Source organism: Roseomonas sp. TS2, from assembly GCF_058833935.1.
The window spans coordinates 1-23,006 of the sequence record NZ_JCACVY010000058.1 but is presented as its reverse complement, the minus strand read 5'-3'; the positions used below and the strand labels follow the sequence as shown (position 1 = coordinate 23,006).

At 65.8% G+C, this 23,006-nt stretch carries 33 protein-coding genes, 2 tRNA genes and 1 pseudogene; 11 read left to right on the top strand and 25 right to left on the bottom strand.

What is annotated here, in order from left to right:
* Both ACZJYS_RS11530 and ACZJYS_RS11525 read left to right on the top strand, forming a co-directional pair.
* Nucleotides 1–1,364: amidase (locus ACZJYS_RS11530; protein ID WP_493178140.1), on the top strand; the 1,364-nt coding region annotated here is incomplete at its 5' end.
* 71 nt (nucleotides 1,365–1,435) lie between these two features.
* Nucleotides 1,436–1,512 (top strand) — tRNA-Arg (locus ACZJYS_RS11525).
* Nucleotides 1,513–1,864: 352 nt separating this feature from the next.
* Here ACZJYS_RS11525 and ACZJYS_RS11520 read toward each other — a convergent pair.
* From ACZJYS_RS11520 to ACZJYS_RS11425, 20 genes are all read right to left on the bottom strand, one after another.
* Nucleotides 1,865–2,302: a response regulator gene (locus ACZJYS_RS11520; RefSeq protein WP_493178138.1), complete on the bottom strand. Its 438-nt coding sequence runs from the start codon at nucleotides 2,300–2,302 to the stop codon at nucleotides 1,865–1,867.
* 278 nt (nucleotides 2,303–2,580) lie between these two features.
* A complete protein-coding gene (locus ACZJYS_RS11515) occupies nucleotides 2,581–4,278 on the bottom strand; it encodes a tape measure protein (RefSeq protein WP_493178135.1) in 1,698 nt (565 codons plus the stop codon).
* A complete protein-coding gene (locus ACZJYS_RS11510) occupies nucleotides 4,275–4,670 on the bottom strand; it encodes a hypothetical protein (RefSeq protein WP_493178133.1) in 396 nt (131 codons plus the stop codon). Before ACZJYS_RS11510 ends, ACZJYS_RS11515 begins: the two co-directional genes overlap by 4 nt.
* The gene (locus ACZJYS_RS11505) at nucleotides 4,667–4,921 is read right to left on the bottom strand and encodes a hypothetical protein (protein WP_493178132.1); all 255 of its coding nucleotides are present in this window, start codon (nucleotides 4,919–4,921) and stop codon (nucleotides 4,667–4,669) included. Before ACZJYS_RS11505 ends, ACZJYS_RS11510 begins: the two co-directional genes overlap by 4 nt.
* Nucleotides 4,914–5,618, bottom strand: coding sequence for a hypothetical protein (locus ACZJYS_RS11500; protein WP_493178129.1), 705 nt, complete (start codon nucleotides 5,616–5,618; stop codon nucleotides 4,914–4,916). Before ACZJYS_RS11500 ends, ACZJYS_RS11505 begins: the two co-directional genes overlap by 8 nt.
* A complete protein-coding gene (locus ACZJYS_RS11495) occupies nucleotides 5,618–6,301 on the bottom strand; it encodes a hypothetical protein (RefSeq protein ID WP_493178128.1) in 684 nt (227 codons plus the stop codon). Before ACZJYS_RS11495 ends, ACZJYS_RS11500 begins: the two co-directional genes overlap by 1 nt.
* A gap of 26 nt (nucleotides 6,302–6,327) precedes the next feature.
* The gene (locus tag ACZJYS_RS11490) at nucleotides 6,328–7,758 is read right to left on the bottom strand and encodes a terminase large subunit domain-containing protein (protein ID WP_493178125.1); all 1,431 of its coding nucleotides are present in this window, start codon (nucleotides 7,756–7,758) and stop codon (nucleotides 6,328–6,330) included.
* Entirely contained in the window at nucleotides 7,758–8,066 is a 309-nt protein-coding gene (locus ACZJYS_RS11485) for a hypothetical protein (protein ID WP_493178123.1), read from the bottom strand. The genes ACZJYS_RS11490 and ACZJYS_RS11485 overlap by 1 nt, the downstream gene beginning before the upstream one ends.
* Before the next feature lie 181 nt (nucleotides 8,067–8,247).
* Nucleotides 8,248–8,817: a recombinase family protein gene (locus tag ACZJYS_RS11480; RefSeq protein ID WP_493178120.1), complete on the bottom strand. Its 570-nt coding sequence runs from the start codon at nucleotides 8,815–8,817 to the stop codon at nucleotides 8,248–8,250.
* Nucleotides 8,818–9,429: 612 nt separating this feature from the next.
* Nucleotides 9,430–10,554: an AAA family ATPase gene (locus tag ACZJYS_RS11475; RefSeq protein ID WP_109518821.1), complete on the bottom strand. Its 1,125-nt coding sequence runs from the start codon at nucleotides 10,552–10,554 to the stop codon at nucleotides 9,430–9,432.
* Nucleotides 10,554–10,952 carry a hypothetical protein gene (locus ACZJYS_RS11470; RefSeq protein WP_493178116.1) on the bottom strand — a complete coding sequence of 133 codons (399 nt, stop codon included), beginning with the start codon at nucleotides 10,950–10,952 and terminating at the stop codon, nucleotides 10,554–10,556. The genes ACZJYS_RS11475 and ACZJYS_RS11470 overlap by 1 nt, the downstream gene beginning before the upstream one ends.
* A complete protein-coding gene (locus ACZJYS_RS11465) occupies nucleotides 10,949–11,143 on the bottom strand; it encodes a hypothetical protein (protein ID WP_493178113.1) in 195 nt (64 codons plus the stop codon). Before ACZJYS_RS11465 ends, ACZJYS_RS11470 begins: the two co-directional genes overlap by 4 nt.
* 208 nt (nucleotides 11,144–11,351) lie before the next feature.
* Entirely contained in the window at nucleotides 11,352–11,615 is a 264-nt protein-coding gene (locus ACZJYS_RS11460) for a hypothetical protein (RefSeq protein ID WP_493178110.1), read from the bottom strand.
* A gap of 136 nt (nucleotides 11,616–11,751) precedes the next feature.
* On the bottom strand, nucleotides 11,752–11,973 hold the full coding sequence (locus ACZJYS_RS11455; RefSeq protein ID WP_493178108.1) for a hypothetical protein: 222 nt from the start codon (nucleotides 11,971–11,973) through the stop codon (nucleotides 11,752–11,754).
* Between the two features lie 95 nt (nucleotides 11,974–12,068).
* On the bottom strand, nucleotides 12,069–12,530 hold the full coding sequence (locus ACZJYS_RS11450; protein WP_493178106.1) for a hypothetical protein: 462 nt from the start codon (nucleotides 12,528–12,530) through the stop codon (nucleotides 12,069–12,071).
* A gap of 425 nt (nucleotides 12,531–12,955) precedes the next feature.
* Nucleotides 12,956–13,177, bottom strand: coding sequence for a DUF551 domain-containing protein (locus tag ACZJYS_RS11445; RefSeq protein ID WP_146201964.1), 222 nt, complete (start codon nucleotides 13,175–13,177; stop codon nucleotides 12,956–12,958).
* Between the two features lie 88 nt (nucleotides 13,178–13,265).
* The gene (locus ACZJYS_RS11440; RefSeq protein WP_109518826.1) at nucleotides 13,266–13,496 is read right to left on the bottom strand and encodes a hypothetical protein; all 231 of its coding nucleotides are present in this window, start codon (nucleotides 13,494–13,496) and stop codon (nucleotides 13,266–13,268) included.
* On the bottom strand, nucleotides 13,493–13,864 hold the full coding sequence (locus ACZJYS_RS11435) for a hypothetical protein (protein WP_109518827.1): 372 nt from the start codon (nucleotides 13,862–13,864) through the stop codon (nucleotides 13,493–13,495). The genes ACZJYS_RS11440 and ACZJYS_RS11435 overlap by 4 nt, the downstream gene beginning before the upstream one ends.
* Before the next feature lie 44 nt (nucleotides 13,865–13,908).
* Nucleotides 13,909–14,184, bottom strand: coding sequence for a hypothetical protein (locus tag ACZJYS_RS11430; RefSeq protein ID WP_146201965.1), 276 nt, complete (start codon nucleotides 14,182–14,184; stop codon nucleotides 13,909–13,911).
* A complete protein-coding gene (locus ACZJYS_RS11425; protein WP_181378266.1) occupies nucleotides 14,181–14,333 on the bottom strand; it encodes a hypothetical protein in 153 nt (50 codons plus the stop codon). The genes ACZJYS_RS11430 and ACZJYS_RS11425 overlap by 4 nt, the downstream gene beginning before the upstream one ends.
* Nucleotides 14,334–14,630: 297 nt before the next feature.
* On the opposite strand from ACZJYS_RS11425, the gene ACZJYS_RS11420 reads away from it, so the two are divergent.
* The 5 genes and pseudogenes from ACZJYS_RS11420 (at nucleotide 14,631) to ACZJYS_RS11400 (ending at nucleotide 17,419) form a co-directional block, all read left to right on the top strand.
* Complete coding sequence (locus tag ACZJYS_RS11420) at nucleotides 14,631–14,849, top strand: helix-turn-helix domain-containing protein (protein WP_109518828.1); 219 nt, start codon at nucleotides 14,631–14,633, stop codon at nucleotides 14,847–14,849.
* A 2-nt stretch (nucleotides 14,850–14,851) separates the two neighbouring features.
* Nucleotides 14,852–15,019, top strand: a pseudogene (locus ACZJYS_RS11415) (helix-turn-helix domain-containing protein); the annotation flags it as partial.
* 36 nt (nucleotides 15,020–15,055) lie between these two features.
* Nucleotides 15,056–15,286: a hypothetical protein gene (locus ACZJYS_RS11410; protein ID WP_245906635.1), complete on the top strand. Its 231-nt coding sequence runs from the start codon at nucleotides 15,056–15,058 to the stop codon at nucleotides 15,284–15,286.
* A complete protein-coding gene (locus ACZJYS_RS11405) occupies nucleotides 15,249–15,545 on the top strand; it encodes a helix-turn-helix domain-containing protein (protein ID WP_493178101.1) in 297 nt (98 codons plus the stop codon). Before ACZJYS_RS11410 ends, ACZJYS_RS11405 begins: the two co-directional genes overlap by 38 nt.
* 1,205 nt (nucleotides 15,546–16,750) lie before the next feature.
* Nucleotides 16,751–17,419 (top strand): hypothetical protein, encoded by a 669-nt coding sequence (locus ACZJYS_RS11400; RefSeq protein WP_493178099.1) that lies wholly within the window; start codon nucleotides 16,751–16,753, stop codon nucleotides 17,417–17,419.
* Between the two features lie 43 nt (nucleotides 17,420–17,462).
* Here ACZJYS_RS11400 and ACZJYS_RS11395 read toward each other — a convergent pair whose 3' ends face one another.
* Genes ACZJYS_RS11395 through ACZJYS_RS11385 form a run of 3 tightly spaced genes read right to left on the bottom strand, consistent with a single transcriptional unit; the run spans nucleotide 17,463 to nucleotide 19,861 of the window.
* The gene (locus tag ACZJYS_RS11395; RefSeq protein WP_493178097.1) at nucleotides 17,463–17,987 is read right to left on the bottom strand and encodes an ImmA/IrrE family metallo-endopeptidase; all 525 of its coding nucleotides are present in this window, start codon (nucleotides 17,985–17,987) and stop codon (nucleotides 17,463–17,465) included.
* Between the two features lie 25 nt (nucleotides 17,988–18,012).
* A complete protein-coding gene (locus ACZJYS_RS11390; RefSeq protein WP_493178095.1) occupies nucleotides 18,013–18,612 on the bottom strand; it encodes a hypothetical protein in 600 nt (199 codons plus the stop codon).
* The gene (locus tag ACZJYS_RS11385) at nucleotides 18,590–19,861 is read right to left on the bottom strand and encodes a tyrosine-type recombinase/integrase (protein WP_493178093.1); all 1,272 of its coding nucleotides are present in this window, start codon (nucleotides 19,859–19,861) and stop codon (nucleotides 18,590–18,592) included. The genes ACZJYS_RS11390 and ACZJYS_RS11385 overlap by 23 nt, the downstream gene beginning before the upstream one ends.
* Nucleotides 19,862–20,004: 143 nt before the next feature.
* Between ACZJYS_RS11385 and ACZJYS_RS11380 the strand changes: the two genes are divergently transcribed.
* Nucleotides 20,005–20,080 (top strand) — tRNA-Arg (locus ACZJYS_RS11380).
* Nucleotides 20,081–20,315: 235 nt separating this feature from the next.
* Nucleotides 20,316–20,477 carry a DUF6726 family protein gene (locus ACZJYS_RS11375; RefSeq protein ID WP_109515920.1) on the top strand — a complete coding sequence of 54 codons (162 nt, stop codon included), beginning with the start codon at nucleotides 20,316–20,318 and terminating at the stop codon, nucleotides 20,475–20,477.
* 310 nt (nucleotides 20,478–20,787) lie between these two features.
* On the opposite strand, the gene ACZJYS_RS11370 is transcribed toward ACZJYS_RS11375, so the two are convergent.
* Complete coding sequence (locus ACZJYS_RS11370) at nucleotides 20,788–20,937, bottom strand: hypothetical protein (protein ID WP_181378008.1); 150 nt, start codon at nucleotides 20,935–20,937, stop codon at nucleotides 20,788–20,790.
* Between the two features lie 176 nt (nucleotides 20,938–21,113).
* Between ACZJYS_RS11370 and ACZJYS_RS11365 the strand changes: the two genes are divergently transcribed.
* Nucleotides 21,114–21,320 (top strand): hypothetical protein, encoded by a 207-nt coding sequence (locus ACZJYS_RS11365; protein WP_109515919.1) that lies wholly within the window; start codon nucleotides 21,114–21,116, stop codon nucleotides 21,318–21,320.
* A gap of 61 nt (nucleotides 21,321–21,381) precedes the next feature.
* Here the strand turns inward: ACZJYS_RS11365 and ACZJYS_RS11360 are convergent, their stop codons facing one another.
* Nucleotides 21,382–22,389: a Bug family tripartite tricarboxylate transporter substrate binding protein gene (locus ACZJYS_RS11360; RefSeq protein WP_109515918.1), complete on the bottom strand. Its 1,008-nt coding sequence runs from the start codon at nucleotides 22,387–22,389 to the stop codon at nucleotides 21,382–21,384.
* 179 nt (nucleotides 22,390–22,568) lie between these two features.
* Here ACZJYS_RS11360 and ACZJYS_RS11355 point away from each other — a divergent pair.
* Nucleotides 22,569–23,006, top strand: a 438-nt coding sequence (locus ACZJYS_RS11355) for a CreA family protein (RefSeq protein WP_493178089.1), incomplete at its 3' end; no start/stop codon positions are given.

Here is a 23,006-nt window from a genome sequence, read left to right as displayed (position 1 = left end):
ACCGCGCCGCCAGCTTCGCCCCCACCCTCTCCCAGGCCGCCCAGGACCTTGCCACCGGCCGCACCACCGCCCTGGCGCTGACCGAGGCCGCCCTGGCCCGCATCGCCGACCCCACCGGCGAGGGCGCGCGGGCCTTCGTGGCGGTGCAGGCGGAGCAGGCCCTGGCCACGGCCCGCGCCATGGATTCGCTGCGCGCCGCCGGCCGCGCCCCCTCCCCCTGGGCCGGCATCCCGATCTCCATCAAGGACCTGTTCGACCAGCAGGGCGTGCCCACCCGCGCCGGCGCCGCGGCGCTGGACGACGCAGCCCCCGCCGCCGCCACCGCCCCCGCCGTGGCGCGGCTGGAGCGCGCCGGCTTCGTCGTGCTCGGCCGCACCAACATGGTGGAATTCGCCTTCAGCGGCCTGGGCGTGAACCCGCACCACGGCACGCCGCTCTCGCCCTGGGACCGCGCCACGGGGCGGCTGCCCGGCGGCTCCTCCTCCGGCGCCGCCGTGGCGGTGGCCGAGGGCATGGGCCTCGGCGCGCTGGGCTCCGACACCGGCGGCTCCTGCCGCGTGCCGGCGGCGCTGTGCGGCATCGTCGGCTACAAGCCCACCGCGAAGCGGGTGCCGCTGGAAGGCGTGCTGCCGCTCTCCTTCTCGCTCGACAGCATCGGGCCGCTGGCCAACACCGCCGGCTGCTGCGCCGTGCTGCACGCGCTGATGGCCGGCGCCGGGCACGCCGCGCCGCCGCCCGCCCGCCCGGTGGCCGGGCTGCGCCTCGGCATCCCCGAGGACACCTTCCTGTTCGAGGGGGTGGAGCCGGCGGTGCTGGCCGCCTTCGACCGCGCCGTGGCGCGGCTGGAGCAGGCCGGCGCGCGGATCGAGCGCTTCGCCCTGCCGGAGCTGGCCGAGATCCCGAAGGCGAATGCCACGGGCGGCTTCGCGGCGGTGGAAGCCTATGCCTGGCACCGCGCCCTGCTCGCCCGCGCCGCCGACCGCTACGACCCGCGCATCCGGGCCCGCATCCAGCGCGGCGCGGCGATGAGCGCCGCCGACTACATCGCCCTGCAACAGGACCGCGCCCGCATCATCGCCGCCACGGCGGCGCGCACCGCGCCCTATGACGCGGTGCTCTGCCCGACCACCGCCCTGACCCCGCCCGCCCTCTCCGAGGTGGCGGAGGAGGCCGAGTACAACCGCATCAACCTGCTGCTGCTGCGCAACACGGCGGCCTTCAACTTCCTCGACCGCTGCAGCATCAGCCTGCCCTGCCATGCCCCGGGCGAGGCCCCGGTGGGGCTGATGCTGACCGGCGCCCATGACGGCGACGCCGCGCTGTTCGCCATTGCCGTGGCGGTGGAGGCGGCCCTGGCAGCCTGAGAGCGCCGGCCTGAGAGTGCGATCCGGGGCTTCCCTTGCCGGCCGCATCCGGCTAAAGAAGCCCCTGGCGAGGACCCGTAGCTCAGCTGGATAGAGCGTTGCCCTCCGAAGGCAAAGGTCGTACGTTCGAATCGTATCGGGTCCGCCAATCTTTTCAGTGCCTTAGGCAGAATTCAAGCACCAAGACAGGTTGCTGGTGTCACCACAGAGTCACCAGCAGGGTGGTTAGACCGCAGAACCTCAGAGACGATTCGCTTGGTTGGGCTCGCTTCGGCGGGCCTTTTCTGCGTTTGGTGCCGCGGAACCAGGGCGGAACCAGATGGGCCGTTTTTCAAAGCCCCTCCGTGAGAGCCCAATTAGGCAGGGGGATCTGGCGCCCCCTCGTCCTAAAGAGCGCAAGCCAGGAACAAGGCTTCATCTGGCGTGGTCAGATCCCAGTAGGCCGCCGCCGCATCGCCCAGATATTTCACTCCAGCGTGGCGAAGATCTGCCGCTGCATCTCAGCGCGCGCTCTCCCCTCCCCTGGCGGCGAGCGCCCGCGGGAAGGCTTCGAACCCCTGCGGAATTTGTGTTGGCTCGGCTCCGGATCGCATGGCCTCCACAACCTCCACGCTCTGCAGCAGCGCAGCCATTTCGTAGGGCTTTGGGAGATAGCCCAGCGCCACGTCCTGGGCCTGTCGGGCGGCCAGCATCTCGCCACTCGCGAAGATCGCGGCCAAACCCCAGCGTGTAAATAGCTCCCGCGCGACTTCAATGCCGGAACTGCCGTCCTGCAGGTCGATATCCAAAATAGCCAAGTCCGGGACATGCTCCCCGCATAGATCGAGCGCCTCACCCGCAGTGGCGGCGGGGCCAATAATCGTGTGCCCGGCCTCCTCGAGGAACTCAACCACAAGCGCAGCTATTAGAGCTTCATCTTCTACAATCAAGATCTTCATTATGTCCAACTCGTTCCGTGTCTGTGCAGAACCAAGGCAGACAGAAGATGTTCTACCCCACAACTAACGAGTCGTTGCAATGTAGTTCAACTGATGATGAGGGATACCGACACCCAGGGATGCTATCGCGAGAAGGGGAAGGCGGATTTTCTCTCCTTCCGGATGGGTCTCCTCCCTCCCATCCTCTCAGAGAGAGCCGAGGCGGGGCTGTTGCCGGAACACGCACCGCTGTCTGGGCGGGGGCTTGGTGCCCCCGCCGTTAAGCAGGGGCATAGCCTTTACTGGCCAGCCCCCTGGACGCCGCCGCCGCCCTCGACGCCAGGCAGGCTCATTAGGAACTGCCGGGACAGGGCGTCGAGCTTCATCTGCAGGCTGTCCGTCGCCCGGTCCATGCCAGAGGTGGCGCCGGCGGCGACCTCGGGGCCGGAAGCGCCCGTGGCGTTCACCGTGACGTTGTTCGTGACGGAGTTGTTCTGCGTCGCCGTGACGTTGGCTGGCGGCGGCACCGCGCGGCGCATGAGCGCTTCGCTCATCCGTTCACCAGGCTTCACCAGATGCATGGTGCCATCCGGCCCCTCGACCCGCTGCGCATAGCCGATGTGGCCCAGGAAGCCGCGGATGCGGTCGAGAAGCCAGTTGCCGGCAGGTTCGTCGATGCGCTCCTGCCGCAGCCCGGCCGCCTGCTCTCGATACTGAGCGAGATCCTGTGGAACGAGGGCCGGCTGCGGCACGCCGAGCAAGCGCTGGATGGCGGGAGGGAAGTTCTTGAACGCCTCGCCGGCCCAGGCGCGGAAATACTCCTTCAACTTGTTCCAGGCCTTGATCACTTCATCCGGGGTCCCGGTCAGGATCTTGTTGATCTGATCGAGGGCCGGCTTCAGCGGCGCCACCAGCGTGTCGAAGTCCCCGAACCAGTCGCCGAAGAGGGTCTTGGTCGTGCCACCCTTCACCCAGGTGACGAAGTCCTGCAGCATCGCGCCAGCGAAGACGATGGCGGCGCCGAAGGCCAGGAACGGGGCGGCCAGCACCGCAGCGCGGACAATCAGCGCCGAGAGCGCGCCGTTCAGCGCCAGAGTGACGGCGGTCACCGAGACGATGCCATAGCCCAGCGCCGCCAGGATGCTCTCCAGCCCGCCCAGCTCATCGACCACGCGGCGCACGCTGGGGAGGTAGGAGCGCCACTGGTCGATCTTCTGACCCACCGCCTCGATGCCGCGCGCGAGGACCTCAGTGAAGCGGAACGCCCGCTCCAGCTCGGCGGTGAAGCGATCGACAGCCACGCCGCTGCGGGCCATCGCCAGGCCGACCGTGACCCGCATCCGGCCAAACTCATCCCGGCCCGCCTTGGCGGCCTGCAGCATGGCGGGGAGGACGTTCTTCGCGGTCAGCTTCCCTTCGCTGCCCAGCTCCTTGAGCTTGTCGCTCGTCGTTCCCAGCGCCTCAGCGAAGGTGTTCACCAACGTCGGCGAGGCGTTCTCCAGGAACGAACCGAGCTCCTCGCCCTGGAAGACGTTCGCGTTGATCGCCTGGCCGAGCTGCTGGAAGACGCTGCCGCTCTCCTGGGCAGTCGCACCAGCAGCCAGGAGGCCTTTCTGTAGGCCGTCGATGAGCGAGATCGTATCGCTCATGCCGTAGCCCAGCTTGGCCATCGCCGGGCTGAACCGCATGAACGCTTTCGAGCTCTCATCCACCGCGATGCCGGTTTCCCTGGCGGAGGTGTAGAGCCCTTCGAAGGCCTGGGTGGCCTCCACTGCACTGGTGGTCGAGGCCCCCAGCCGGTTCATGGTGGTGGTGTAGGCGTCACCAGCCTCGATGATCTTGTCGATGCCGAAGGCAGCAGTGAGGGCAGCGCCGAAGCCGACCGCAACTGCCGATGCCCTGCGGGCAAAGCTATCGATGCGGCCTTCCCACTTCTTCGCTTCGCGGTCATCGACATCGAAGTTGAGGAGGGTGGTAAGTTCCCGAACAACAGTCACGCGCGGCCTCCCTTGGCTTGAAGCGCGGACGCGATCGAGGCCTGGCGCTGCAGCGCCTTGCGCACCATCGGGCCGATCTTCCCCTGCAGCACCTCCAGCTTGTCGCCGAGTTCCTTGGCCTCAGCCTGCAAAGTGTCGCGGCGCACCTCCTCGCGCTTGATGAGGTCTTCGAGCAGGCGGATCTCCATGAGATCCACAGCGCCGCCCTTCAGGAAGGAAGCCTGCATCGCCTCCATGCGGGCGTAGGCGCGGTAGAGGGCGCCGTGGCACGCCGCACCTTCCTGCTTGAGCATGGGGAGACGCTGCGTGGCGGACAGGAATTCCGCATGGGCGGCGGAGAGGCCGGGGATGGTCTCGCGCGATCCCGCCCTGCAACGGTTTCCGCCCATCATGATTGATGCACCCCGATGCAGTCCTGCACCCATCCGACAAGCTCCAGGGCCCGCGCATCATTGTTTGCAAACCTCGCGCTCAGCAACACGCCGCCGCAACCGATCTGCACCTCGATCTGGTTGGGATAGCTGGAATGCGCCCCCCATCCCCTTGTGGCTACTGACGTGATCTGCTTGGGCGCGAGGAAGATGGCGGGATGCCCGAAGTACTCGAGATTAGTGGGGGCGCTGGTGCCAGGAAGATCAGCCACGGCGCAGGCGCTCCCAGTTGTCGGCAAGGCCGCAATCCTCCGGCCATCCCTGCGCCCGGTTCCGCGCCTTGAAGTCGGCCACCCGGCGGTTGAAGGCCTCGGCCGCCTGGCGCTGCTTGGCCTCCGCCTCAGCGGTGGCAGCGGCCTTGCGGTCAGCCTCCAGCAGGTCACTCAGAAGCCGCCGGCGCTCGACGGCGGCCGGGGCATGCTGCTGCACCTGGTCGGGGCCGTTCCATTCGACGCTCCAGCGCGAGAGCCGGTCATGCGCCTCCCAAGCCGCGTTGCGCTCGCGCTGTGCCTCCTCAACCGCCTTCACCGCCGCCTCATGGCGCGCCTGGGCCGCCTGGGCTGCCTCCTGGAGGGGATGGCAGGCCTGGGCCATCAGCGCCCACTCCGCCTCCTGGAGCTGCTTCAGCACCGCCGGCGCGGCCTCGCGCAGCAGCATCAGCGCGCTCTCGGCCGTTCGGGTGGCAGCCTCCGCCTCGGCCACCTCTGCAGGCGCCACCACCTCGCCAGCCTTGGCCCGAGAGAGGAGGTTGGTACGCTTGCGTACACCCGCCGCCAGATCGGCCTCCGCCTGGCGCATCTGCCGCCGGAGACCGAGATACTTCTCGTGCAGCTCGGCCGCGTGCGCATCAGCCGCGGCGAGGCCGGGGATTTCCTCGGCCTGCGGCTTCACCTTCATCACCGCGCCCATCAGCGGCTCTCCTTCCAGGCGTTGGAGAGGCGATCGCGCTTCGCGTCCAGCGCCGCTTCCGGCGTGGCGGCCAGGGCGACCGAGTGATTGGTTGTGCCGCCAGCGGGCGTCTTCCAGGCGTTGGATAGCCGGTACTTCCGCTCGTCGTTCACCGCCTCCGTGCGCTCACGATCGGCAGGCGTCGGCAGGAACGTGTTGAGCGCCCGTGCCATGCTGTAATCCACGTCGGTGCGGGTCTCACTGCTGGTCATTGTGTTCCGGCTTTCAGGCGAGGCGTCGAAACGCAACCCGCCGCATGCATGAGGGATGTGGGGGGGCTTGTTGCGCATGGCGCGTGTGATCGGGCCGCTAGGGTGGAAGGTGTGCTGGCGGGCGGAATACAGCTTCAGTTTTCCCATGGCTTCACTCTGCTGCTGGCTGCAATCGCTGCGCGCTGCCTGCTGCTCCGGCTTCCATTCGGCGAAGCGGCTTTCGAAGTAGAGGCTGATGTAGGCTTCGCCCATCTCGTCGAAGCGCAGGGGGATCCCGCGGCGGCGCGCGAACTCAGCGCAGAAGGCACGCCGTACATCGGCGTCGGTCCTGCCCAAAGCGGCGCTGCCCAAGAAGGCCGAAACCATATCCCGCCGGGTTGCGCTGGCCTTGTTCCGCTCCGAGCTGCTGATGGGCGGCGCATGTTCGCTCATGTTCCTATAGATCCTCGTAAAGGGCCTCAGCTCGCCATTGCCAGCATGCGCTCCACGGCAGTCATCTCACCCCGCCCATGCACCAGCACCCCCGCCACCGCATTGGCCAAGTCGTCATGCCCGCCTGGAGAATGGTCGATCGAGTCCCGCCCACCGCGCGACGTGCGGCGCTCCAGCCCGAAGAGCTGAGCGGCGAGGCGCGGAACATCGAGGAGCTCGCATTGGCCGGAGTTCAGCATCGGCAGCAGGTCGCGGTAGATGTCGGACTTCGGCTTGTCCGCCAAGTCGTACTGAATGCCGTGCTTGCGGAACTGCTCGCGGGGCCACTCGCCGGCGTAGCGATCCCCGGTCACCCGGCTGATGCGGTAGCTCTTCAGCAGCGTGGCGAACTCCTCCACCGTCTGCTCGGGGCTGAAGGGCGGCTTCACCTCGCGCACCGCATCCAGCACCGCACGCCGTGGGCCGGTTCCCCGCCCTTCCTGGTGCGCAATCGCCAGCGTCATGCTGTCGGAGGTGCCCCCACTCGGATCGACAAAGGCCCGGTAAGCATTCCCCGTGATGTACGGCACCTCGTACCGCCCAGGCGGCGTGCAGGCATCGACCACCTCGCGCGCCACGAAGGCAGCGATGTCGTTCCGGAACTCGGCCCCGTACTCAGCCGACGCCGCTTCAGGATCATCCTGGTAAGCTTCGGCGATGATGTCCGGATCAATCCGGGGGTTCATCTCCTGCGTGGTGCCGCGCCAGACCAGCACCCGGGCGCCATCCTGCCCGTAATGGCGCTTCCACAGGTTGTAGAGCAGGCCCCGCTTGGCATAGGGCGAGGAAGCCAGCAGCAGCATGGCGCCTGGAACGGTGCTCAGGCCGGGCCGGATGGCCTTGATGATCTCCTCATCCGGGTTGGCGCTCTCCTCGCTGCGCCAGAAGGCGATCTCATCCGCCAGCACCGCCGCATAGGTGTAGCCGCGGGTGACCCGGAAGGAGGCGGTGGCGATCTCAATGACCACCCGGTTGTTCAGCACGATACTCTCGGCGGTCTCGTTCTCCACCATGCTCTTCAGGAGGCCGATGCTGTTCAGCGCGCCGGAGATGTAGCGGAAGATGGAGCGCGCCTGCTTCTGGTTGGCCGCGATGACGGCGATGGTCGCCACCTCGCCAGGAGCCAGATACTCCTCGTAACTGCGGAAGGTGGCCAGGTAGGTGGCGATGAACGCCACCACGCGGCTCTTTCCCGCCCGGCGGCCGCACACCAGCACCGCTTCCTTGCTGGCGCCGCCAGGGAGCGCCGTGCGGCCTGTGTGGTGGCGGTAGATGGCTTCCTGCGCCTCATCCATGGGGAGGGCGAACAAAGCCGCCAGGAAGGCCTTCCAGCCGCCCCAGCTCTCCCCGCGGAAATGCGTCCCGAAGAGGTTGGGATCGTCCATCGCCTCGAGGATGGTCATGGCCTGGGCGGGCATCAGGCGGCAGCCCCGCGGTTGCTAGAGGCTCCCTGTGTCGCCCGCTCAGCAGTGTACTCAGCCAGCGTCTTCGGCTGGCCCAGCGTCTTCCCCTCTAGGCCGAGCTGCCGCAGCAGCCTCGACAGGCTATTACTCCAGGCGAGGTAGGTGCGGCTGTCGTGCTCGGTCATCGCCCGGCCGTTGGCAGCCTTGGCATCTAGCTGCGCCATATGCAGGGAGAGCCAAACACAGCGGTCGATGAGCGCCACCTGCGTGGCGGAGGGCTTTCCGCCAACATGCGCGAACAGCTCCGCTCGCAGATCCCGCATCAGCCGCGCCTCACGGGTGCGGCCGTCCATCTTCTGCAAGCTGCGAGCGCGGGAATATGGTCCAATGCGAGGCATAACAGCACCGTATCGGCGCCCTATCTGCCCCTCAATCGTAATTTCTCGTTCTAAATCAGATAGTTATTCTAAGGTTTTCCTGGGCTTTCCGGCGTTGGATGAAGGCTCAGGAAGGGCGGCTATCCCGTAGGATTCGGAACGCACTGGCCGTGCCAATCTTCAACCGCCGAGCGATTTCCGCCACTGGCACCCCTTCGGCATGCAGCGCCAGAACCTCTGGTGCCTTGGCACGGGCAGTGGGCGCGCGGCCCTTGTACTTCCCCGCGGCCTTCGCTGCGGAAATGCCTTCACGCTGCCGCTCCAGCATCAGGTCTCGCTCAAAGGCCGCGATGGCAGCGAGCATGGTCAGCAGGAGCTTCCCCGTAGCGCCACGGGTGTCCACCGGCTGACCACCCATGGATAGGACCAGCAGGGCCACGCTGCGCTTCTCTAGGTCCGTGACGATGGCGAGGAGATCGGCAGTGGAGCGGGCGAGGCGGTCAGGCTTGGTGACCACCAGCACGTCCCCGGATCGGACGAAGCGCAACGCCTCGGCAAGCTGGGCGCGATCGGCGGCAACGGAGGATACCCGCTCCGCATAGATCTTCTCGCAGCCAGCGGCGCGGAGATCGCGCTCCTGGGCATCGAGGCCAGCTTCCTGCTCTGCCGTGGAGGTTCGGGCATATCCGATGAGCATCAGACGATCCGTGTCACTAGGATGAGTGACGGATCATGATCGGACCAAAACATCAAAGTCAACTTCAGTGATCCGATTTTAGGGCTAAAGCTGCGCTCTCGCCGTCCTCTCACTAGGGCTTGCCCTAATGAGTCGAATGTGGCCAAGCTTACACGGGGTTACAAATGGTGCTGAAACCTGCCCAGAAGCGGCAGAGGGAGGGAAGAGATGCTGATCACCAAGATGGCCGGGCTTGCGTCCATGGCAGCCAGCGCGTTGCTCGTCCTCTGGATGCTTTCGCTGTTGAGCATTTGAGGCGGAAGCATCGGCAGGGGAGGGCGTTTTCTTTTCAGAGCAAGCCTTTTTGAGCCCTCTGACACCTACACCTGTCGGCTGGGGCAAGGCTTTTCTCACCCGATCCCCTCTCCTACGCACCCGCGCAGCCCACACGGGCGCGCGGAAGTGCGTAAGGGGGTATGGGGGACTCACCCGCCCGCAACCTCCGCAGATTGGGGCAAACGTTTTCAATAACTTAGAACACAACCTCCGCAACCTCCGCAGAAGTTCCGCACTCAACTCCCGCACAGTAAAATCAATGGCTTACAGAGTGACCTCCGCAACCTCCGCAGTGACCTACCGCTCGATACGCCTTATCACTCGAAGGCCACTCTGCTTGGCGTGATTGTCGAAAGTCTCATAGGTCAGCAGCCCATTCATCTGCCAATCCTCCAGCAGCTTCACCACCCGCTTCATGGGCACTCCGAGGTGCTGCTGAGCCCAGGACGGGAAGTAGCGTCCGGCCTTTCTGGTCTGGGGGTGGTAGCTCCAGGGGCGCTTTGCCTTCCACGCACGGTCGAGTTCGTCGAACATGGCCTCGATAGCTTCCCAGCTTGCCGGATCAGGCTTGGTAAAGCTGTTGGCGCCAGTGAGATCGATGACGCCGTCCCGCCAGGTCAGCTGCAGTTCCGCATCCCGCGGTGCGTAGTTGGCCTTCTTACGCGAGAGAACCCGGGCATTCGGCTCCGCATCCTCCTCAGTAGGGCGGGCGAGATAGAAGCGGCTCCGCATGGTGTTGTTCCAGGCGGTGCTGCCGGACTGCCCTGAGCCATTCTGCATGCCCGAGACGGAAGGGTGGCCGAGCACGAGGACAGCACAATCATGCTCCCGGGCAAACCCGCCGAGCACGGTTTGAACAAACTGCCGGACCTTGCCGCGGTCGTTCTCATTGGCCGGGTAGATATCCGCGATCGTGTCGAGCACCAGGAGCGTCGGCTTCAGATCCGCACATAGGTTGTGGATCTCTTCGCAGAACGGCGTGGATGTGCCGACGTCAGAGCCGTCGAAGGTCATCAGCGCATTGTCACGGCCGAGCCGAGCGAGATAGCGCAATCTCGACAGATCAGCCGGGCTGGCGTTGAGATGAGCATTGATGGCCCACTGGCGGCGGTGCAGCTCGTCTTCGCTGTCCTCACAGAAGATGCCAAGGGCCACGCCCGGTGTGACGTTCAGGCCAAGCCACGACTTACCAAGCGCCATGCTGGTGCAGAGCTGCTGAGCGAGCAGGCTCTTCCCGAGGCCCCCATCGCCGTAGAGGCCAGTGACAACGCTCCGGGGGATCCAACCCTCAACAGCCCAACGACGCTCGGGTGGCTCACTCAGCCAGGTTCGTGGATCGATGATTTGGCGGTTGAGGGAGAGCGAATTGAGCGTCTCAACAGCTTGCAACTGGAAGCGCTGAGCGATGTCCGCGGCGTCCATCAGCGCCTCCCCTGCCGAGCCAGCACCAAGCCCAGCATGCAGGCCATGCTGACCAGGTCCTGGTCGGCGAGCCAGGCGGCCAGCTCGACCAGCCCTGTTCCCGATGCCCAGCCTGCCTCGCAGCTCCAGGAGAGGCCTGGGAGGTGGATCTGCACGGGGGCCGGCAAGCCCAAACGGTGGATCCGCAGGGTGCCGTGGCTCAGGGCCTCCACCGAGTCCGCCAAGATGCTCAAAGCCAGGACCAGCCCCGCCTCGGTCACCGGCGGCGGCAAGAGCGGTGTCGGCACCGTCTGCTCCCGCCGGAGGAGGAAGCGCCGGGCGGCGTCGGCCGGCTCACGCGGCATCGGCAGAGAGCCTGCGGAGAGAGGCTCCAGGCCGGCTTCGCCCATCCAGCTCATCGGCCGGTCTCCAGGCTACGCTTGGCGGCCAGCGCCGCGGCAAGGGTGGGGAAGACGCGCAGCAGCGGGCGACGCTTGGTGTTGGCGGGTCCGGTGGAGACCAGCAGGCCCACCATGGGCTCTCCGGACGCGTCCGGCGCATCGGGCAGGTGCACCAGGCTGACGGAGATGGGGGCGGTGTGGGCATTCATGGGCGCCCTCCTCCGGCCTGAGCAGCCAGGATGGCCAGGACGCGTTGGCGGTAGGGGGTCACGCGGCGGAACCGGCAGGCCATCTGCCAAAGGAAGCGGCGCTGGCAGTCATTGAAGAGGGCGCCGCAGACCAGCAGCTGAAGGGCCAGCGCACGAGCCTCCCACAGGCTCAGCTCTGCAGCAGGCGCCTGCTGGCATGAGAGGGCGCTCACCGTCCCACCTCGCTGGTGCTGCGCACCACCTGCCCGAGACGCTTCAGCGCCCAGGTGTCGAGCTCCTCGCGGGGATAGAGCGGTGTGATGCCACATTTGTTGTAAGCCGGCCCGCCGCCAACGCTGGCCAGCTTGGCGAGCGTCGCCACGGCGATCGGCAGGCCATGAACGTGCAGCAGATACTCAGAGGCCTCGCGACGCCGCAGACGCGGCTTGCGGAGGTGGAGCGGAATGGCATCCGCCAAGACGTGTTCGGACATGCGTCCCTCGATGTCAGGGGCGCGAAAAGGCCTTTGCAGAGCTACCGAATCTCGGATACACGTCGGGTGTCGAGTGGTCCCGCGTATAGTCATCCGAGCCGGTGCAGGGGGTCAGGCCTTTGCGCCGGCTTTCCTATTAAGCGGCGTTCTTTACCGGCAGGGTCGGCAGGCTCGCCACGAAGCGACGGAGGCTCTCGGCCTCGATCATCGTCCGGCTTCCCATCTTCCGCGCAACCAGACACCCCTGGTTGATCAGGTCATGACCCTTGGTGTTGCCCACGCCGATCGCAGCGAACGCTTGCTGCTTGGGGACGAGCAAAGGCTGAAAGCCAATGGAGGCGATGCTGTTCGGCTGCATAATCCTGTTCTCCGCACCCGTTCGTTTGAACGTGACGGCAGGATGGCCGGGACGATTTCCGCAGTCGGCCGATAACCGCTGAAAACCGCTGATAACTAGGTTTTCAGCGCATACACCCTGGAGAGGCGCTTTCTGATCTCGCTGTCTGCGGGTGTGTTGTTCCAGGAGTTCATGCACCAATCCATCATGATTCGGTGCAGCTCGGCTTGCGTCTCGGGCAATCCGTCCGGCGTGTTTGCAAGCCTGACGACCTCGACCCAGAAGGCGTCCCAGTCCCATTTCGCCGGCCGGCCGCCTTTCGGCACGGTAGCCGCCGACGGCTCCGCAGATGCTGAGGCTTCGGGCGAGCTCTTGGTCTGGGCAGATGAAGCCACAGACAGCGCCTTGCGATCTTGCGGAACGATTGTAGGAGGCTCCGGCAGGTTCTCGGCTCCAGCCCATGCTAGCAAAGCGTGGAGCGACACTGCCGCGCGTACCTCGGGCCCGAAGTAGGCGCTCAGGTACACTGTCATGCCATCCCGTACGGCGTTGAACTGTGACACCTCGATCGGCTGCATCGATTGTGGTGACCTTCTGGACACCTGCAGGCGCCACGCGCCACTCGGAATGTACAGGAAATCCTCGGATCGGACGTCCACACCCACAGCCTGTAGTTCGCCCCAGGAGAGAGAGCGCTCCAATTCCTCGAGAAATGCGGTGGCCCACGCTTCGGTCGGCTGTGGCTCGGGAAATCGACGGAGCACTTCTCCAGCTTGGAGCTTGTGCATGATGACTAGAGGCGCAGCCTGAAGATCCACATACCCCGGCGGGCACCAAGCTGGTGATTGCACTCTCCGCACCTCCGATGCGCGCTCCGATGCAAGCGGCGCGGCAGCCGGGTCGGAGGCCCGGCGTTCGGCGGCCAAACCTAGCCGCGCCGGCGGGGATGATACCCCGCCGGTTGAGAGTAAGGGCAATAGGGGATGCGAGTAGCTCTTCCTGCTTAACCAGGCGGGGCCGGAAGAGCCATCCAGTGCGTTGGATGCAGCTCCAGTAGCGCCGACGGGTTGGCCGGATCGAAGGCCAGGATGCCATCGACGCACCCGAGCCAGCGCCCATCTGTGAACAGCGCAACGGCGAACAGAGCATTCCCTTCGGAAGGAAGACTGACAAGCACCGGGGTGCGGTCTTGTGGCGCTGTGGAGATGTCTTGCCAGTCGCGCATGCCATGGTCCTCCTGCAATAGAAGGGCAAGCGACTGGTCGGGCAGATGGTTCCGGTTGCGGGTCGGAGCAGCAACAAACGTGATAGTGTCACGGCGCCTTCTCCTGCGGCAACGGAGAGCAGGAGATCAGGGCACGCCGCCAGTGCAGCCGAGTGCGCTCCCAGGCGGCGAACCGCTCCGCATTGCCTGGCTGCAGGAGCCAGCCACGCGGCAGCCCATGCTCCTGCTCCATGGCTTTGGCTATGCGCTGCACGCGCCACTCGCCGAAGGCCAGCGCCAACATCGTGAGGCCAAGGCGGAGGAAGAGGAGAGACTTCATGGCATGTCTCCCAGCACGCGCTGCAGGTCATTGCAGAGGGACACAGCCAGCTTTACCCGGCGGTTGTCCCGGTCAATCTCGCACCCCTCCATATCGTCGGTCAGGGTGTGTCGCAGCACCGCAGCCTTCTGCCGGAGACCGTCGGAGGACATGGCTTGCATATCCCCGGCGCGCTCGACGGCCTCGACCAGCCGGTCGATGAGGCTGAAGCCCTCCTCTTCATCAGCGATGCACTCAACGCTGCCCGAGGGGTAGCGCTGGCCTCGGGCATCCCAGGCCTGAAGTGCGTTCCAGGTCGCGTGATACTCGGCGCAGACGGAAACCAGCGCGGCATCCCGGTGGCTGGCGGAAGCCCGAGTGGTGGTCACGGGCAGGCTCAGTGCGGCGGCAAGGGCCGCTCTTCTCGTCCCCCTCATGGGTGCCGCCCCTCGACGGCCTTCGCGGCCTCGCCCACTTCGCGGAGGCGCGTCTCGGCCGCCTCGAGGTGCAGCAGCAGGCTATCCACGAAGAACCCGAGCCGGTTCTGGTCCTCCACGGAGAGGTCTCCGGAGGTACGGCACAGCCAATCATCCAGCAGGCGTAGGCCATGCCCGACGCGGCCCAGCGCCAGGTCGCTGTCGTTCCAGCGATCCCAGAATTCGGGAGGCAGGCTGATCGGGGCCGGAGCTCTTCTGGAGGGCGCGGTCATGCCAGCGCCCCCCAGGTGCCGAACGCCACGGCCAGGCAGCCGGCGGCGATGGTGGAGGCGAAGAGGAGGCGGTCGGCGAGGGGCCAGGGCGGGAGGTCGCCGTTGGCGAGGTAGGCCAGCGTGCGCTGGGCGGAGGTGGGGCGCACCATGGGTACGCCCTGAACCGAACGGCCTCTTCTTCTCGGCTGGGTATCGTCAGCCGCCTCAACGCTTCTGGCGGTGGACGTGGGTGTGCTATGGGCAAACGACATCGTTGCCGGCTCCTGATCCGAGCTGGTTGCGGTGGAGGCCGGGCGGTGGAGGTGGTGCTCCTCGCTCGGCCGTTTTCAGTTGGAGTGGCGTCCAACCTCAATTAATATGATTGGCCTTGAAGCCAACGTCAATCAGAAAGATTGAACTTGTCCGGAAACGAGATTTCTGCTGCCCAATGCCGTGGCGCACGAGCCATGCTTGGCTGGAACCAGATGCAATTGGCTGAGACGGCAAGGGTCGCCAGGCAGACTGTAGTCGATTTCGAGCGGGGCGCTCGCTCGCCACACCCGAGCACCCTCGCCGCCATCCGCGCTGCCTTTGAAGCCGCCGGCGTCGAGTTCATTCCGGAGAATGGCGGGGGTGCGGGGGTGCGGCTGAGGAAGGGCACCCGTCCAGCAGCGCTGGTTGACTAGAGGTGGACGCGACAGGGAATGGCGTCTTTCCTGACATCACCCCAGCTCAGGTCCGCGCCGCACGCGCCCTCTTAGGCTGGTCTCGTGACCATCTTGCCTCAGTCTGTGGGGTAACTGTCCGCACTCTCGATAGACTGGAAGCTGGCAGACACGCGGCTTCGCGCCGGACTGTCGTTTCCGTCCGCACCGCCCTGGAGACCGCTGGGGTGGTCTTCATCCCCCAGAACGGTGGCGGCCCTGGCGTGCGCCTGCGGGACGCGGCCAGCCCAGCGCCTGCCACCGCACCGCCCAGCTTCGCGGCGACGATCGGGGCCGCGCTCGAAAACCTGCCGATGCGGGCTAAGGGTGAACCCGAAAGCACTGATCCCGAGCATCAGCTCCGCACCGTCTCACCAGAAGATGAGGTGCGGGGTGAGCGTGAGGTGGGGGAAGAGTGATCCTGGCATGGCTTCCGAAATCCTGCCCCTCTCAGCTGGACAGTGCCGGCAGGCGCGGAACGCCCTTGGCCTTAGTGCTGTTCGGCTGGCGTCACTGGCAGGCATTTCTGGCGAGACGCTGCTCCGGTTTGAGAAGGGCAGTTTGACCAGAGCCACAACGGTCCAGAAGATTTACGCCGCCCTCGAGGCGGCCGGCGCTGAGTTCACCCCTGAAGATAGCAGGGGCGCTAGAGCGTGCCTAAAAAGCCGCGGCGCATAAGGGAGCCAATCATTGCCCATCAACCACCTCCTCGAATGGATCAGCCAGAACACCACCGGCGTCATCATCATGGTGGCGGTAGCGGTTCTGGTGGTGTGGCTGAAGAGGCGACAGTGACCGAGGGTTGTAGCTCGGGCGAGGCTCACTGGACCATCGACGCAAACGGCGCTCGTACCCTCGTCGGCCTGACCGCGGACGAGACCAGCGAGTACTTCAGCCTGCTGCATGCGGAGGCGGAGGTCTCGTGCCAGGAGGCTCAGGATCGGCTGAGGGAGCTCAGGAAGCGCCACCAGGAGGCGGCCGGCAGTAAGTAGCTTCCCTACATGCGGGGATGTTGAAGGTGCCCGCCTTTGAAAGTTGCCCTCGACAGATCATCCCACCCTCTTGCCTGCACATCTTGTGGTTGCAATCATACGTTTCGAAGAAGAACTTTTCGGAACGGATATGCTTCAGCTGCTTGTTGCCGTTGCTCGCTCGGTCATGGTGATTGGCGTGGCTATTGCCATCCTCTTAGGCGGACTAGGAGGGATGGCAGCAGCCCAGGAGGCAGGGAGCGCGCGCGTCCTGGGCTTTCTACTCGGCGCGGGAGCCGCTCTGGTTCTCTCAAGTGTTTTCTTCGGGATTGCCGCGGCAATCTTCGATATCCAGGAGCAGGTCCGAGTAGCGGTGGATCTTCTCCGCCAGCAGATCCCTCACCCTGGGGTGCTGCCGGCATCCCCCTTGCCCACGCCAGATCCCCTGGCATCAGACCTTCCGCCGCAGCCTTCCACTGAGACTGCCAGCTCACCTCAGCCATTTAGGTCGCGCTTCCCCGAAAGCCGAGAAGGCTGGCGCCTTCTGGAAAAGGAAGCCGAAGCACAAGGCTGGAAGGTGGCTAGCGGTCTTACAGGGGTAACGTTCACCCATGAGGCAACTGGCCGGCGGGTGAAAGGCCACACCGTGCGAGAGGCAGAGCGGCAGTTAGGCTTAAGAGTTCCTGCTGACGAGCTCAGGCAGGGCGCATGACTTCTACAGCGAACGGCTTCTCACGCGGGAAGAGGCTGCGAACCGAGCCAGAGGATGAAGGTCTGGCATGGGGTTCCAGGCCTTGGCTAAGCGCCCCTGGCGAGCAACTGAGCATCTGGGTTTACGAGGCTGCTGAATTTCCAGGTGGAGTATCGTCAGCGGAGTTGTCCGAGCTGCCTTCAGATCGACAGATCTCAGTTATGGAACAGTGGTTCCGAGCCAACTATGAAGACCCTGTGCACCATATGCCTGTTGAGAGGGGCGAGTATCAATATCCATTCGGCGGCCCCTATGACGCCGCGAATGTGCTGCACAATGAGTACGATGGCATCGTACCTGATGAGTTCATCGGCGAACTTGCTTCCCGTCTAGAAGGTGAAAGCCCGAATTGGGCACCAGTTCTCGACATGAGGGATGAAGACGCTGGGGAATGGGCGGATCACGCTCCCGCCGTTGAAAGGCCGAGCAGGGCTGAGATCCTCCGCCGCTTAGAAGCAGCCGAAGCAGCCTTGACCAAGCTCGCCCCGCAGCACGGCGGCATCGGCCACAACAATCCGCCTGATGGACCGTTGACGGCGGAGGAGCATCGCGAGGCGACTGCTGCCGTTGCTGAGATCCGTGCCGAAGTCGCTGCTCAGGTACCTGATCGATCCCGCTTGCGAAGGGCAGCGGAGGTCGTCGGGCGGGCAGCCGCATCGATCTCGCGCTGGCTTGCAAAACGTGTCGAGGTGGCCGTGGACGAGGCCATCAAGATCAGTGTCAAAGCCACGGTGGTGCTAACTACGGCGGACATCACAGGAGCGAGTGACAGCCTGCGCGCTCTGGCTGATACGATTACGCGCTTCGCCCAGGGGCTTGGTGGACCATAGGAACAGCAAAGCCCGCCGCGGCTGGGCCGGGCGGGCACAAGATTCACGAGTTTCGAGGAGTAAGCGCGAGCGTGCCTCTAAGCTGCCGGAGACGGATTTCTGCAGCTTCCTCAGACACACCCATCCTGGCTGCGTACTGGAATGGTTCTGTTAGTCCTTCGCGCCACAACTTCTGCATCGCTGAAAGTGGCATAAGAAGTTGAGCAGCGTAGCGGTTTGCTTCCCATTCCATAGGTTCGGGCAGCAAGCTGCGATACATCGCATTATCTATGATGCCCCCTGCCTCAAGTTGCCGCCTATGTTTGACATAGTGCGCAATTTCGTGTGCCAGCGTAAATCTCTGCCTATTTGGCGAATGGTTCGAATTAATTGTGATTACAAATTCTACTCCATCCGAAGTCGAAACCCTCTGGATCTTACCTGAGGCATCGCCAAGGTCCTCGTATTCCAGTCGAATACCTAAGTCGCGCGTCAACCCCATTAGATCGGTGGGCGGAGAATTACGCATATATTCAAGTGCGATGTCCTCCGGGCGACGCACTGCGCTCAGGCCGCCGAGCGTGCTCATGACAATGTTCCCCATTTGATCCTCATTATGGGGTATCGCCCTTCGACATACTAGCGGCCGCCCTTGCAAATTCGTCAGCTTCCTGGCCGGTCTCCAGCCCTCTTCCCTGCGTCATCTCCTCTCGCAGACTCGCTTGAAGATCCTGGAACCGGTCATTCATTTCCTTCATGTACGCTTTCAAAGCTAAACCATTAGCTTCCTTAAGCTTGGCATAATCTTCTGACACCTTCTGAGCCTCTGCATGAGCCGCTTTTTCAGCGGCTTCCTTGATGGCGGCATAACCAAAAAAGGCGGCTATGCTGACCAAGAAGGCAACGACGGCAAGTACAATGGTAACAACGGTAAGCAGCATTGCAGCCATATCAGCCGGCTGGATCGGCTGCTCCGGTGCACCCTTAAGCGCACTCTCGACCCCCAAGCCGGCTCGAATGCCTGGGAAGGACCAGACAAAGCCCGCTGCAACAAAAAGACCTATGGCAACAAGTTCCGCAAATAGCCTGATTGCTGCCAGCCACTTCCAAAACGACTGCAAGGTGCCTCCGACCCAGATTCTGCCTGGGCTTGAACTTAACTGAATACCAGATACATCGGCCTTATTGCTGTCAATGGCACGGCGCTTGTGCAACTCCGTTAGCCTTCATTGTACTCAGCCTGTTCCACACTTCCCCCGCCACCCGATCCGCCGCCGCCACCAGCACCGCATCCAAGTGATGGACGTATCGCCCCGTCATCGTCCCTGACGCATGCCCGATCATCGCCGCGATCGTGGGCTCGCTGTAGCCCAGGTCAGCCGCGGTCGAGGCGAAGCTATGGCGCAGGGTGTGCAAGGTAATGCCCTCTAGGCCTGCCTCCTTGACCAGCCGGTTCCAGGCACCAGGCAGGCCGCCATAGGGCTTCCGCAGATCCCGGCCCGGCACGACATAAACCTGCCCGGCCTGACGCGGCGCCTTCTCCAGCAGGTCCAGCACCGCCTGCCCGGTCGGCCGGACCGACGCCCCTTCCTTGCTGTCCTCAAGTCTCAGGGCGTGCCCAGCGGCATCAACCTCGGACCACTTCAGCTTCTCGACCTCGCCCCGTCGGCAGCCGGTCAGGGCCAGGAGCCGGATGGCCAGGATAGCCGAGGCGCTGCCGCCCTCCGCCTCCCACTTCGCCAGCGCCTGGCCGAGTCGCGCGTAGGTCTCCGGCGTCAGGCGAGCTCGCTTCCGCTGGTCTGCCGGCCGCTTCACCCCATGCACCGGGTTGATGGGGATGATGCCCTCTGAGACGGCGAAGGACAGGATGCCGCCCAGCAGGCCCATGGTCCGGGTGGCAGCTCCCTTCCCGCCCGCGACGATCGAGCGCCCGCGGAGAGCCTCCGTCCTCACGTCTCGGGCCGCCTTGCCGGCCGCCACGTCGCGCATGAAGCGGGTGGCATCTGTCCGGCTGAGGTCCATGACCTTCCGGCTGCCCAGGAGGGGGAGAATGTGGGCGCTGATCCGGCTGCGGTCGGCCACCAGGGTGCTGGCCTTCTTCGGCGCACCCCGCTTTCCCAGGATCAGCCCCTTCTCGGCCGCCTCCAGGTAGCGCTCGCACAGCTCCTTCACGGTTAGGGAACTGCGCCGAGTCGCTCTCTCTTCGGCCGGGTCCTCCCCCTGCAGGACGCTGCCCAGCGTCGTCAGCGCCAGCTTCCGGGCATCCTCGGTGGTCAGCTTGCCGTGGGGCCCGAGCGTCATTCGTCGGCGCGCCCCAACCTTAGGCCGGTAGTCGGCGTAGTAGACCCTCTTGCCAGATGGAAAGATCCGCACCCCAAAGCCCGGCAGGTCGCTGCACCAGAGGAAGTACGGCTTCTCCCGCAGCTTGGCCGCGTCCACAACTCGCTTGGTCAGCTTCGGCATGATGACCTTTGCCTTGGGCATCTGGTGTCACCAGGGAGTCACCACGAAATGGGAAACCGGGGAATATGCTGGAAAATGTCGGAAAGCCCCGATCCAGCTTATCTAACTGAAATTAGCCGATTTATCCGATCCAGGAAAATGTCGGAAAGCTGCGGAAAGCCTTCCAGCCCCACCCTCCGAAGGCAAAGGTCGTACGTTCGAATCGTATCGGGTCCGCCACCCTTTCGTTCCAGAAAATTCGGGCATGCCTGCGCTGTGGTCCAACGGGCCGCCGGCCGATCGCCGCCTGGCGCCGTCTTCGTCGCAGCCCTCCCCGTGACCTGGGGACCATGCCCGCCCTGCCCTCCCCTCCGTGCCCCATTGAAGCCGCAGTCAAGGTGCCTGCTTCCGGACCCGGAACCCCGGCTGGCCCACGCCCGACCGGCGTGCCCGCCTCATCAAGGGAGATCGCCCGATGCGGTTGATCGTTTGTCTTGCGGCGCTTCTGTGCCTGAGTGGCTGCGGGCTGGTGGCCCTGCCCTTCCGTGTCGCCGGCGATGTGGTGAAGGTCGTGCCTGTTGTCGGCGGCCCGGTCGGCGGTCCGATCCATGCCGTCGGGGATGCGATCGACCCCTGATCCGCAGCAGGGCCGCGGACATCCCGCGCCCGGAGGCGGCCAGGATCGTTCCGGTCATTCCCTCGGGCACCTCCGGCGCGCTGGCCCGTCGCGGCGGGATTGCCAGCAGCCGCGGCCGGCCGGGCCATGCCGCCCCGGCGCATCCCGCGGCCAGCAGAACGAGAGCCCCCCTGCCGATGAGCGATGCCGCCGGCCGAAGCCTCCGCCTGCCGCACGAAATCGCCGCAGGCCGGTCCGGCCTGCGGCGCTTCATTTCAGGGCAGGGAAAGGACGAGCCAGCCCTGGCGCGGAGCCAGGGACAGGCCGCGCTTCAGAAGGCGCGGGCCACCACCAGCCCGATGAGCGCCCAGAGCGGAATGCTCAGCACCCCTCCCCACATCAGCCCCTTGGCTGGGGAGGGGCGCGCCTCCGGCAGCTCGAGGTCGAGGGACAGGCTGGGATCGGCAACGGTGTCGCTCATGGCGGTGCCTCGCGGAAGGTAGGAAGTATCCTGCGGACAAACTGTTAACGAGTTATTGATCCACCCAAATTCAAACAAAAGCGAGAGAAATTTCGCGGGTTCCGCACGCTTGCGGCCGCTCCGGCGCCGTCCCACTCTCTCCAGCGGCTCAGCAAGAAGCCGAAGGAGGAACCGCTATGACGCCGAACGACAATCTGCGCGTGCTGCGGCAACATGCCCTGGCGGCCCGCCGCAGCCACATCGCCCAGACACTGGGCATCGCTCACGAGGCGCCCAGCGCCAGCCGCCTGCCGGATCTGCAGCGCATGATCAACGGGCTGGACGCCGCGCTGGAGCTGCCGGCCCGCCCGGTGCCGGAGAGCAGCCAGCCGCGGCGTGCCTGAAGGCGGCGGAGCCGCGGCGCGCCTGAAGGCGGCGGAAAGGCGGAGGCGCGCGCCGGCTGCCTCAGCCTCCCAGCCGCACATTCGCGGTGCGCGCCACCGCCCGCCACTTGGCGATCTCCGCGCGGACGAAGGCGCCGGCCTCCGCCATCTCCTGGGGGGCCGGCGTGCCGCCCATCTGCTGCATCCGCGCCGCGAAGGCCGGGTCGCGCAGCAGGGACGTCACCTCCGCATTGACGCGGCGCAGGATCGGCTCCGGGGTGCCGGCCGGCGCGCACAGCCCGCCCCAGCCGATGGCCACGTAGCCCGACAGCGTCTCGCCGATGCTGGGCACTTCTGGCAGTTGCGGCGCCCGCGCGGCCGAGGTGACGCCCAGCGCCCGGATGCGCCCGGCCTGGACATGCGGCAGGGCGCTGGCCACGCTGTCGAACATCATCGGGATGTTGCCGGCCAGCAGGTCCGCCACCGCCGGGCCGCTGCCGCGGTAGGGCACATGCGTCAGCCGCACCCCGGCCTGGTGGGCGAACATCTCCGCCGCCATGTGCTGCGAGGTGCCGGGCCCGCCGCTGCCATAGTTGATGGCGCCGGGCGCCTGGCGCGCCGCCGCCACCAGCTCCGCCACGGTGCGGGGCGCGAAGGAGGGGTGCGCCACGATCACCAGCGGCACGGTGAACACCGTGGTGATGTAGGCGAAATCCGCCTCGGCATCGTAGGGCAGGTTGGGGATGACGCTGGGATTGATGCCGTGCGTGCCGCTGGTGGAGGCCAGCAGGGTATAGCCGTCCGGCGCCGCCCGCGCCCCCGCGTCGGTGCCCACCACCCCCGCGCCGCCGGCGCGGTTCTCCACCACCACGCGCTGCGGCCAGCGGCGGGAAAGCTCGTCGGCCAGCAGGCGCAGCATGGTGTCCGTGGCCTGCCCCGGCGGGAAGGGAATCAGCAGGCGGACCGGGCGGGACGGCCATTCGGCCTCGGCGCGGGCCTCGCGGCCGGTCAGCAGGGCGGGCAGGGTCAGGGCAGGGAGAGTCAGGGCAGGCAGGGCCAGAACGGCGCGGCGGCCGGGGGCGAGGGTCATTCTCGGGGCTTCCTCCAGGATTTGGCTGGCTGCATAGGCAAGCCGCACCAGGGGGGCAAGGCAGGGGCGGGATAAAGATCCCTCAGCGGCGCGGTCCACCCTTCGCCCCCGCCACCGCGCATCCCAGATGACATGTCACACTTCCCATGCCGGGCATGGCCCGGAGAAACAGGATGCGCATGAACCGATTCCGGCCTTTCATGGCCCTCGCCCTCGCCATGCTGCCGGCCCTGGCGGCGCCCGCCCTCGGCCAGACGCGGGTGGGCGAGATCAGCACCACCTTCCGCCTGGTGGGCCCCAACGACAAGGTGGTGGTGGAACGCTACGACGACCCGCGCGTGGCCAATGTCTCCTGCTACGTCTCGCGCGCCGACACGGGCGGACTCTCCGGCTGGGTGGGGCTGGCGGAAGACCCCTCGCGCTTCAGCATCGCCTGCCGCGCCACCGGGCCGGTCAGCCTGCCCGCCGGCCTGCCGCAGACGGAATCCGTGTTCCGCCAGTCCGCCTCGCCGCTGTTCAAGGCGCTGACGGTGACGCGCATCCTGGATGCCGAGAAGCGCGTGCTGATCTATCTCATCACCAGCACCAAGCTGGTGGATGGCTCGCCCTACAACAGC